Source organism: Bacteroidales bacterium, from assembly GCA_035647615.1.
GTDB lineage: Bacteria > Bacteroidota > Bacteroidia > Bacteroidales > 4484-276 > SABY01.
In genome coordinates, this window is the sequence record DASRND010000037.1 from 1 (window position 1) to 11,981 (window position 11,981).

General features: G+C 47.2%; 5 protein-coding genes. 2 read left to right on the forward strand and 3 right to left on the reverse strand.

All coding sequences use genetic code 11. The features are described from left to right. A partial coding sequence (locus VFC92_13805) for a T9SS type A sorting domain-containing protein (protein HZK09254.1) occupies positions 1-918 on the forward strand: 918 nt, incomplete at its 5' end. A 251-nt stretch (positions 919-1,169) separates the two neighbouring features. On the opposite strand, the gene VFC92_13810 is transcribed toward VFC92_13805, so the two are convergent. The 3 genes from VFC92_13810 to VFC92_13820 form a co-directional block, all read right to left on the reverse strand. Continuing rightward, positions 1,170-6,689 carry an HYR domain-containing protein gene (locus VFC92_13810; protein ID HZK09255.1) on the reverse strand — a complete coding sequence of 1,840 codons (5,520 nt, stop codon included), beginning with the start codon at positions 6,687-6,689 and terminating at the stop codon, positions 1,170-1,172. Positions 6,690-6,699: 10 nt separating this feature from the next. Beyond that, positions 6,700-8,211: an SUMF1/EgtB/PvdO family nonheme iron enzyme gene (locus tag VFC92_13815; GenBank protein HZK09256.1), complete on the reverse strand. Its 1,512-nt coding sequence runs from the start codon at positions 8,209-8,211 to the stop codon at positions 6,700-6,702. A 790-nt stretch (positions 8,212-9,001) separates the two neighbouring features. Beyond that, entirely contained in the window at positions 9,002-10,156 is a 1,155-nt protein-coding gene (locus VFC92_13820) for an ATP-binding protein (protein ID HZK09257.1), read from the reverse strand. 342 nt (positions 10,157-10,498) lie between these two features. Between VFC92_13820 and VFC92_13825 the strand changes: the two genes are divergently transcribed. Next, positions 10,499-11,737 carry an NAD(P)/FAD-dependent oxidoreductase gene (locus tag VFC92_13825; protein ID HZK09258.1) on the forward strand — a complete coding sequence of 413 codons (1,239 nt, stop codon included), beginning with the start codon at positions 10,499-10,501 and terminating at the stop codon, positions 11,735-11,737. Positions 11,738-11,981 lie beyond the last annotated feature (244 nt).

Here is an 11,981-nt window from a genome sequence, read left to right on the forward strand (position 1 = left end):
GTGTTAACGATTAAATACAAAGCTGCATTGGAAGATGAATGGACCACGCTCGAAACCTTTTCTACGGACGTGACTGAGTGGACTGAAGTTTCTATCGTGCTTCCTAATCTGTCGGACAGTTACTATGTTGCTTTCGAAGGCGAATGTAACTCAGGTATGGGCATTACCATAGACGAGGTTTCCATCAATGAGCCACAGACGCAGAGCTTTGTCATTACGGCTGGAGCCGAAGGCAACGGAACCATCACTCCTTCGGGGCAGGTGTTTGTTCCTGCCGGCGAAACGCAACAATTTGATGTGAAAGCTTATCATGGACATCAAATCGCTTCACTTTTAGTGGATGATGCAGCCATTGTAGCGGCTCAGGGTGAATCACAATTTACATTTACCTTCCAGTCAGTAAATGCAGCACATACCATCATGGCCTATTTTACAGCTAATGCACAAAGTGTTACGGTTGAGGTAGTGCCACATGGGGCCGGTTCTGTTAGTATACAAGGAGAGCGCTATTATGGAAACACCATTAAGCTTTACGCACGGTCATCAGGAAGCAATTATGTTTTCTCACATTGGGAAGCCGATGGAAAAACAATTGCAACTGAAAATCCTTTCAAGTTTGAATTGCTTTCGGATACATTGTTTGAAGCCCATTTCAGGCTTGTAACCGGAATCGGAAGCAGACGCGACTTGAGTGATCACGTGAGGGTATATCCAAACCCGATGAAAGACGATCTACATATTGATCTGCCTATCGATGCCCTGGTGCGCGTGTTTGATATGCAGGGAAGGCTGCAATACGAAGCTAAATTGTCTTCAGGAACGAATACAATAAATCTAAGTGGATTAAACCAGGGCACATATATTCTCAAACTGCAATTCGAAGACCAGGTGATTACCAAAAGGATTTTACATTATTAATGGCCTGGTGAACAGATACTGGTTTTAGGAAACTGGGACTATTGGTCTGCTTTTAATAGCTGCCTTTGTGCTCATTGTGGTTAAAAAGAAACGAATAAACCGCTGAGGCGGAGAGACGCAGAGGGAAAACGTTAGGAAATTAAATCTCTGCGCCTCTCCGCCTCAGCGGTAAAAAAGAGTTATCCACGGAAACGTAATCGGTACAATACAAAAAAAGAAAGCCCGGCAATTACACCGGGCTTTTTGATTTGTTACTGCAACACCACCTTTTTGGTGAAGCTGAGATCGCGCGTGGTGATTTTAATAATATAAATCCCTTTCGGGTAGGATGAGAGATTTATTCGGCCTTCCCCGGAGAGATTCATCTGTAGAAGGTTTTCGCTGACGGCGTTATAAACTTCAACGGTGTAATTATCCTCAATGCCGGAAATCTGTACATCGCCGGTAGTGGGATTGGGATAGATACTGATGCTGCCGGGATCGACCACTGAAATTCCCACACTACTCAGATGGATGCTGGTGGCAACAGAAACTCCATGCGCCACGAAAGCATTTCCTTCCTGGTAGTCTGCATCCCACGAAAGTAGCAGATCAAAGGTTTGGTCATCCTCGGGCCGATATAGGCGGTAGCGAATTTCTTCACCATCGGTAAGCCCATCATTTTGTTCCGTCGTTGCATCGTCACCATACAAAACCAGTGTGGTCTGTTCATCGCTGATCTGAGCCAATCCGGTGCAAAGTCCGTTTTGGCCGAAGCCGGCAAGAATATCCCCTGGCTTGAGCTGCGCGACAGCATTTGCATCAAATGCAATCACATGAGATATTGGCGTTGGCGTAACCGTCGCAAAAGGTGAAAGGATGGGTTCTTCCGGTTTTGTTTCCGGCGCAGCCTTATCGGCGTAGTATGGATAGCTGATCGAAGTCGGAGCGTAGCAATAGACGAAATAGGCTTTCCCGGGATTGACGAATCCAAGCGTATTGATGCCCATTTCTTTCCATAGCAATTTCGATCCGGCCACCTGCTTCACAATTTTAATATCGTTATTAAAACCAAAAACAAAATCGCTCGAAACCGGAGTTTTGCTAAGCATCGGCACCAGGTTCCATCCTTTTGACAATTGCACCGTGAGTTCCTCTAAAAATTCGCCACAGAAATGCATATCAACCATTCCTGCAGATTTCAGGCAGTAGCCCGAATACGCATTCCACGGGTTAAAGGGATAGATGTTCCCGCCCGGGAAATAGACATCGCCATCGAGATTGTAAAGGATTATCAGTTGATTTTGCATGTCTGAAAAAATCTCCTGAATGTCGGAGTTCTGTTGGGTAAGGAAGCTCGAAATTCCCATCCAGCCCTGCGGTATTTCTACCAACTGCGAGGGCTTAACCCGAATGTTGATAATAGATTCATTTTCACAGCCGGTTTCCGGATCGGTGTAGTGGTAGGTAATTTCATGATTACCAATATTCGCAATTTCCGGGAAGAAGGTGTTTCCGGCCACACCGAGTCCGGAATAAGTGCCGCCGGAGGGAGTGCAGGCATCCAAGATGATCGGGCCATCATATTTGCAAACCTCACCAGGAATATTGCAGGTGATTACAGGAGTAGGATAAACCTCGATAACAAAGGAGCAATTTCCGGAGCAACCAAATTCGTCAGAATAGTTGTATTGGATGAGATGCGTTCCCGGGCCTGCAAGCTCCGGATAAAACTTGCCGGATGCAACACCCTCACCGGAATATATTCCCCCTTCCGGCGAAGCAAAATCCAGCGTAAGCGGCGCTTCATAAATACAAATACCCATCGTTTCCGGGCAAACCATCTCCGGCATAAGCTGAACAGTAATTAGAAATGTGCATTCCGAGCTGCAGCCATAGATGCTGGTAAACTGGTAAGTGATCAGATACTCGCCCGCTCCCGCAACCGCAGGATCAAAAACATTTCCCGATACGCCATTACCCGAATAAATTCCTCCGGCAGGCTCCGCAAAGTCGAGCGCAAGGGGTCCGTTATCCAAACACATTTCGATATCCGCACCACAGGAAACTGCAGGAAGTTCATGCACTGTAATTTCAAAACTGCATGTGCTGGTGCAGAAATTAATGGGTGAAGTGTAGCTGTAGAATATTTCATGGATTCCCACACCAGCCTGCGCCGGAGTGAATGTTGTCCCATCAATTCCATTGCCCGAAAGCGTTCCGCCGGCGGGCGAAAGTCCAATGATTTCAAAAGGAGCGGCATCAAGGCAAACTTCCATATTGGCCGGGCACGTTACTTCGGGAGCAGGCAGCACGGTAATTTTGAAGCTGCAACTGTTTTCACATCCAAACCCATCCACAAAAGTGTAGGTGATGTTTTTGATGCCAGTGCCGGTGGTAGCGGGATCGAAAATCCCATTAACCACGCCGGTGCCTGTGTAAACACCTCCTGCCGGACTTGCTCCGGTGATAGCAAACGGCGCATCATTCTGACAAACTGCGTAATTTCCCGGACAACTTACCACTGGCAAAGGTTTAACGTGAATGGTGAAGTTGCACGAAGCCGAACAGCCATTTGCGTCGGTGTAGGAATAAACGATTTCATGATCGCCTACGCCGGCAAGTTGCGGATCGAAACTATTAGCACTAACTCCCGCGCCACTGTAGATTCCTCCGTCAGGAAGGGCATCGCTTAAGGCAATGGTTTCGCTATCGACACACACCATCATATCCTCCGGACAAATCACCACCGGCAAAGGATTTACCACGATGGTAAAAGTGCAAACATTAGAACAACCATTTGCATCGGTGAAGAAATATTCGATTTCATGGGTTCCAACACCAGCAAGTGCCGGCGTGAAAATCCCGTTGCTTACGCCCAAACCCTGATAGTTTCCACCGGCAGGATTAGCACCTGACAAAGTTACGGGATCGTGATCGATACATAACGCCACGTCAGCGGGGCAGCTTACATCCGGCAGTGCGTTTACGGTAACGGCAAAGCTACACGTGTTGGTGCAGCCATTTTCATCCGTAAAAACATAGGCGATGGTGTGCGTTCCAATACCCGCCACGACAGGGTTGAACTGCGCTCCGTCGACACCCGGGCCGGAATAAGTTCCTCCTGTGGGCTGGGCAACCGGCAAGGCGGTGATGCCCGCATCCACACAGATTTCAAAATCTTCGGGACAAGACATTTCGGGCAAAGGATTTACAGTAATGAAAAAGCTGCATGTGTTGGTACAGAAGTTTTCATCCGTAAACGCGTAGATAATTTCATGGCTTCCCGCTCCTGCTGTTGCTGGATAAAAGGTTCCATTGCTCACGCCTGTGCCTTCGTAAATTCCATTTGCGGGCAATGCCGAATGGAGGGCAAAAGGCGTTTGATCGATGCAAACTGCAATATTGTTCGGACAACTCATCTGCGGCAGCGCATGCACCGTAATGATTAATGAACAGGTTCCGGTGCAGCCGTCAGGCGAGGTATAGCTGTAAATAATAAGGTGTTCGCCGGCTCCTGCCAGCGCGGGATCGAATATTCCCGCATCCACACCGGCACCGGTGTAAATTCCATTGGCCGGCGTAGCGCCCGAAAGTACAAAGGGAGCAGCATCAATACACACTTCTATTGGTGCAGGGCAATTAACCACCGGCATGGGATGCACGGTAATAAAAAACGTGCAGGCGGTAGAACTTCCATTAAAATAGGTATAGGTGTAGGTTATCTCATAAGTTCCCACGCCAGCGGTAGTGGGATCGAAAGCCCCTGCCACCATTCCGGTTCCTGTGAAGGTTCCGCCCGGTGGAGTGGCCAGCGGCTCAAAAGCCGGCGCATTTAAACAAATCGCTGTATCCGGCGGGCAGCCAAACTCGGCGACTTGGAAAACGGACATCGCCCAACCATCGTAGCTGCCTCCCTGATATTTTACGGGGTTGTGCTGCGGAAGATCGAGAATGGCGAAAACTTCCGTTTGATCGGAATGTTGAAGCGCTGTATCAGTTACTGCTATTATCCCATTGGTGGTTGCTGCCGGTACCTTCCAGTTTTTGATGCCACGGACGGCAGGAACGTTCACGGCAATCGGTTCCCAATTCGTTCCGCCATCGGACGAGTAGCTGATATTTACAAGGCTGATGCCCGAACTCTCCCAAAAAATGGTATAGGGCGTTCCGGCATAGAGGTTTGCAAAAGTGTTGGTTATGGTAACAAATAGTGGCGGAATGGTAAATGCTTCGCTTACTGCTTCCAGCCCTTCCACATCCAAGCTTATGAGCTTAAATCTGGCTGCTTCTGTTGGCGTGTTGGGAACGGAAAAGGCCAGTTTTGCGGCTTCCGCCGGATACAGTTGCATAAGCGTATCCGGCCAGCTTAGGCCATCATCTGTGCTGAACAAAATCATCAGGCGAAAGGTATTCGTGGATTCCCATTTGATGGTTTGCACAGTGCTTCCATCCCAAATTTCGCCACCCAGAGGATTAACAAAATCCAGGCTTGGTTGGATATTACTTCCCCGGGCATAGCCGTCAAAGCTGCCGCCACGAAACTTGGCCGGATTGGCCACCGGTAACGGTACAATAGTGAAAGTGCCGGTTTCATCGAAAATAGTTCCGGTACTGTCCGTAATCCTAACGATGCCTTCTTCGGTAGGTTCGGGAACTTTCCAGTTTTTGATGTCCCGTGTGGCTTCCACATTCATAGCAATGGTGTCCCAGGTGGCCGATGCATCCGCTGAGTAGAAAATATTTACATGGCTTACGCCTGAGCTTTTCCACATAATGGGATAGGGTGTTCCGGAATAGATTTGTTGAAACTCATTTTGGATTTCGATAAAAGGTTCCGGGATGGTAAAATCTCCGCTTTCGGCTTCCAGCCCCGGCACATCCAGGCTCACCAGCTTAAAACGCGCAGCAGTGGTGGGTGTATTGGGAATTGTAATCCCGTATTTTGATGCCTCTGCCGGATAAAGTGTTTGCAGGGTATCCGGCCATGTATTTCCACCATCAGCGCTGAAGAGCATCATTATCCGGAAGGTGTTGTTAGCATTCCAGCTTAATAATTGTTCCGTGCTGCCATCCCAAACTTCTCCACCTGCCGGCGAAACAACTTCAAGCTGCGGCGCAAGATTGCTGCTACGTGCATAGCCATCGAAGCTGCCACCGTGGTATTTGGCAACATTCATTAGCGTAGTTTCCGCAATGACAAAAGGTTCTGATACAGTAAACATTTCCGGGCTTGCAGCATCCACCAATTTGAGCAGACAGTTTTGAGAGGCTTCGGGCAGTGGCCAATTTTTGATGCCTGAAGGAGCATCCACATTTTCAAAAATCGTATCCCAGGTTGTTCCTCCATCGTTTGAAAATAAAACATCCAAATGAAAGATACAGGAGCTTTGCCAGCGGATGGAGTATGCATTACCCTGGGTAAGATTAGCGGGTTGAACCAGATTGATGTAGGGTTCTGGGATGGTAAACAATCCTGACACTGTGTTGATGGCAGGATTATCGGTATCCGACAGGCGGATACGAGCAGAGTCTGTGGGCTGAGCCGGTACCGTCCAACCATAGCTGTTGGCTGTGGCAGGATAAGCGGCTTCGATCAATTGCCAGGAAGTGCCGCCGTTGGCGCTAAATTCGATCCTGATCAGATTGATGTTTTGCGACACCCATTTGATGGTGTGGGTAGTTGCTCCATCCCAGCTTACGCCGGCTGCCGGCTGCAAAAGCGTGATGCTTTGCTGCCCCTGCACACACAAGGCCAGCATCATGTTTATTAATAGTAGTATTTTTTTCATGGCAGATCTATTATGGAAGCACAGGGGTATTTCTTACATAACGAGCCCCAACCCAGGCACCGTATTCAAATCGAGAATAAGAAACATTGTAACCCCTTGAGGAAAAGTCTATGTTATCAATCATAAATTTTGTGCCATCGGGGTTTAAACGCAAAATGGAATTGGCCCTGCCGTTTGAATTCAATTCCCCATCACCGTGGGCATCAATGTAACTGCGGAATCCACCCAAATAATAATCATCAAAATTTGTCAATTCAATGGCAATCTCAGCAAGGTTACCTGAAAGTTCCATCACACCGTAATAGCCTGCCCCGGCACTGAGCCTGCTGCTGGTTTCGTTGGCAAAAATACCGGCGCGCACCGGACCATTGCCCCCGTCACCACCATTTATGTGATTCTCAAGGTATCGCCAATTGGCGTTTTCCGGTTGTGGCATTTCTGTGCCATTTTCACTTCCTGCAATAGCTAGGAGCTGTTGTCCTGTTTCAGAAGTATTCCCCCATGCATATTCATTCACAACAGGATTAAGCGGACCGCGCGCTGCTTTTTCGTATTCCAATTCAGTCATGGGGCGTAAGCCCATCCAATCTGCCAGGGATACTGGTCCATAACCAACTAGATAATTACAAGCCCTGTCTGGTCTGGCACATGCATACTTTCCATCTTCATAAGTAATGGTAAAACGGTAATATTTGGCATTGGGATCAGTGGGAAATAAAAATGAAGAACTGATTTGATTTTCAGTGAGTGAATTGAGAAAATCGGTGTATTGCCCCTGGGTGGTTTCATACTTCATCATATAAAATGCCCGATAACCAGTTGGGAAGTTGGGGTTATCAATAATCCCGTCGCCATCCCAATCCAGACCTTCCCTGCCATGTACACGTAACCCAATCAATCTTGCCTGTTCGTCAGCATAATAGCTTCCAGCTACCATCAGAGGAGACAAATAATCATCAATGTAAACATTATCGGGAGAGCCTTTCAGGTGCCAGGATTGAGAGTTCATAGATTCCCCATTCCCGTCCCCAAAGGCAAAGGGGCCTTCGGGAATGTACACCATCTCGGTGCCATACACATGCAGCTCAATGTCTTCAGGCAGGGCATCAAAGCCGTTCAGGCCATAGTTCCATTGCAGCATTACGCTGTCGGCAGCAAAGGTGCCATCGCTCAGCTCGCTGCGGTAGATAAATGCACCCACGCCGTAGTAGGTGCCATCCAGTTCAAGGCTGTCGTTGGGTACAATCAGCGCATGGGCTGTTCCGGTGCCGGGAGTTTCGCCGCCCAAACTCAGCTTGCAGTGGCGGTAGGGTTTTGTGCCGTCATAATACTTGGCAAAAACCCAGGCGGCATCCCAGTTGATGGCGTCGCGCCAGGAGTGATCCCAGCTAATGTCGAAACGGATCATCACGGTTTTGGCGATGGGATCGTTACCCGTCAAAGCCACGTTTTTAATTTGCAAATTGTTGGCTCCCAGGCCAAGCCCGGCAAACAACAGCAGGAAAGTAATACACTTTTTCATAGACGTAGGTTTTTTAAAAATTAACAAATGATTTATGATGCGCAATGGATGTATTGCGGGAAATTGCAGTGGGAAACAGGGTAAGTAACATGTCAAAAAAAATTAATAAGGCTTCGACTACGCTCAGCCACCAGGCTTTGACACGGTGGCTGAGCGTAGTCGAAGCCAGCTCAGCCAATAAATGAACAGGCCAAAAGTATTTATAAAAAGTTGGAAGAACAAGGGTATGCGCGTAATTTGTAAGGGTTACAAATAAGAGTTGTCCACAAATTAAGCCTCACCCCTGGCCCCTCTCCAATTGGAGAGGGGAGCGCTTCTGCGTGGCGGTAGGGTTGTTTGCCAAACGAAGCACGTTGCTTTGGTTTTTGCATTATGCCACGAAAGAGAGCTCCCTTCTCCAGGTCGGGGAAGGGTCGGGGATGGGGCATTGGCGAATTCAATCCACGAATTAAGCCTCACCCCTGGCCCCTCTCCAATTGGAGAGGGGAGCGCTTCTGCGAGGCGGTAGGGTTGTTTTCAAACGAAGCACGTTGCTTTGGTTTTCACATTATGCCACGAAAGAGAGCTCCCTTCTCCGCCGGTTGGCGGAAAGGGAGACCCGCCGCACAAGCCGCAGCAGCGGCCAGTGTGTTGGCATTGGGGTCTCAGGAAGTGTCCATTTTTATGAGAGCTAATAAAAAGCACCTAAATAATTCGTGACAATTCGCCTAATTGGCGAAAATTCGTGGACAGCAGGTTTGTCCTTGAATTCATACAAATTTTGCATTGATGAATGATTAATGAATTTCGACTATTCTTCAATAGGGGCAATCCAGTCGAGGTAATTATCCGGTGTGATTACACGATAACTGCTTTCGGGATAGGCTCTTGTCCAGGCTAATGGCGCCTTAGGCATCTTACGAGGATTCCATTTTATTTCGTATGCAAACAAGTTTCCCTGGCGCTCCTCAATCCAGTCGATCTCCTGCTGCTGATAAGTTCTCCAGAAATAATTATTTGTGCGCAAGCCAGTGTAATGTTGAAATTTGATTCGTTCAGATAAAACATAATTTTCCCATAGCTCCCCCGTATCCTTACGTGATGAAAGGGGATTAAAATTATTCAGCATTGTGTTTAATATCCCGTTATCAAAAAAATACCAACGGCTTGTCTTTACAATCTCGGTTCTCAGATTCCTGCTAAAACCGGGGATTTTGTATATCACAAAAACTTTTGTTAGCAAATCGAGATAGCGCTCTACGGTATTTCTGCTCAAACCTAATTGGCGGCCAAGTTCCTCCAACGAAACTTCCTTCCCTGTTTGAAAAGCAATTAGCCTTAAAAGATTTAACATCTTGTCAGAATTTTTTATACCGTCAAATGCCAAAATATCCCTGAGCAAATACGAGCTGACGATCTCATTCAAATAATCAGATTTCTCCGAATTACTTTTTAAGGATAGAAGCTCGGGATAGCAACCATAAATCATTCTTTCTTCAAGTCTGGCTTTTGTTTCTACAAGGTTTTCATAATTCGAAAATTCCATTTGCGCAAAGGGAAACATAAGGAAAGTATATTTCCTGCCTGTGAGTGGCTCCCCCAAATTGTTAGTCAAATCAAACACTGACGAGCCTGTAGCAATTATTTTAAGCCCATCTATTGTGTCGATCATCAGTTTTAATATCAGCCCGATATCTGGAATCTTCTGTGCTTCGTCAAGAATGAATAATTTTGTGTTGCCAAGTAAACGCTTGTAGTTCTCGGCCGTGCGTGTTGATAATACATCAATGGTTGTTATTTCCTCCCCATTTAAAAACAGAAAAGGTTCTTCAAAATAGTTTTCCATTAAATCTTTCAGGAAGAGCGTTTTGCCAACACGTCGGGCACCGGCTATAATGAGCACCTTATTGGCCTGCAACTTAGTGAGAAAAAGGTTTTTGATGGCTCGATTTATAAAAATAGACATTGATAAAAGCTTTTAAAATAGAAAACAAAAATAGAAATTTTCAACCACATTGAAGGAATTACTATAAATTACTTCAGTCCATTGAAGGAATTACATTGAATTACTTCAGTCCATTGAAGGAATTACAATAAATTACCATAATAACACCGCCGAGGTGGAGAGGCACGGAGGAAAATTAAAAGAAAAATATCTTTGCTCATTGTGGTTAAAAATAATTCGAGAAAATTCGCCTAATTGGCGGTAATTTGTGGACAGGTGCGGACAGCAGGTTTATCCCATTATCAAAAAACATCCTCCTAAAACTTTTCACTTCGACCCTGTGTAAAAGCTACCTTTGCCCCGATGAATAATTATGATGTAATCGTTATTGGCGGAGGCCCTGCGGGTTTGCTGGCTGCAGGCCGTGCAGCAGAACTGGGTGGCCGGGTGCTGGTGCTCGAAAAAATGCGGGAGCCCGGTCGCAAGCTTTTGATTAGTGGAAAAGGGCGGTGCAACGTTACCAACGATGCAGCGCTTAGCGAATTTATCAAGCACGTATTCCCCAACGGAAGATTTTTGAAAGGCGCTTTTGGCCACTTTTTCTCCGGCGATCTCATCACACTGCTCAGCGACCAGGGCGTGGAAGTGACGCTGGAACGCGGGGGAAGATACTTCCCCGCAAGCAACAAATCAGCGGATGTGCTGCAGGCACTGCTTCGATGGCTTAAAGCTCTAAAGGTAGAAATAAGAACAGGCCACCGCGTCGAAAAACTGATTATCGAAGAAGCAACCATAAAAGGCCTGGTAGCGAATGGCCAAACATTTTTAGCAAAAAACATCATTCTGGCAACAGGCGGAAAATCCTATCCGGCCACCGGCTCCAATGGCGACGGGTACATGCTGGCCCGTCAGGCCGGACATGGCCTGATAACTCCACGGCCCGCCCTGGTGCCCATCGAAACAAGCGGCGACATCGCCCAACAAATGCAGGGACTTACCCTTAAAAATGTGAATGCTGTTGTTTGGATAAACGGTAAAAAGGCGGGCGAAGAGTTTGGCGAAATGCTTTTTGCCCACTTTGGCCTGACGGGTCCGATTATCTTAACGCTAAGCCGGATAATCGTGGATGCCCTTCAGCAAAAACAGCGGGTGGAAGTAAGCATCGACCTGAAGCCCGCCCTCGACGAGCAAAAACTCGACCTGCGGCTGTTGCGCGATTTGAACGATCATGGCAAAAAGAATTTTGACAATATGGTCAGAAGCTGGCTGCCCGCTTCCATGGTTCCCGTCTTTATAGATTTACTGCAGATAGACCCGTATAAAGAATGCCACCAGGTGAATGCACAGGAGCGAAAGAAAATTCGTATGCTGCTCAAAGATTTTCGGCTGCAGGTAAGCGATCACCGTCCATTCAAAGAAGCCATCATTACCGCTGGTGGAATCCCCACTGCGGAAATAACTTCCAAAACCATGGAATCGAAGCTGGTGAAAGGCTTATTTTTCGCTGGCGAGATCATCGACCTGGATGCCGAAACCGGCGGCTACAATTTGCAAATCGCCTTTTCGACAGGTTGGCTCGCCGGAAATTCCATCCATTTGTAAGCCTGGGAAATTTATAAATCCTCCACAAGTTTAGCAAATTAAGTAAATGTTCTGCCTCACCCCCGGCACCTCTCCAATCGAAGAGGGGGAGCACTTCTGCGAGGCGATAGGGTTGTTGCCAAACGAAGCGCGTTGCTTTGGTTTTCGAAACATGCCACGAAAGAGAGCTCCCTTCCCCGTGTCGGGGATGGGGCTAAAAAATAAAAACTACTTCTTTTTGAAATTTCTATGTCAGCCGGTCGAC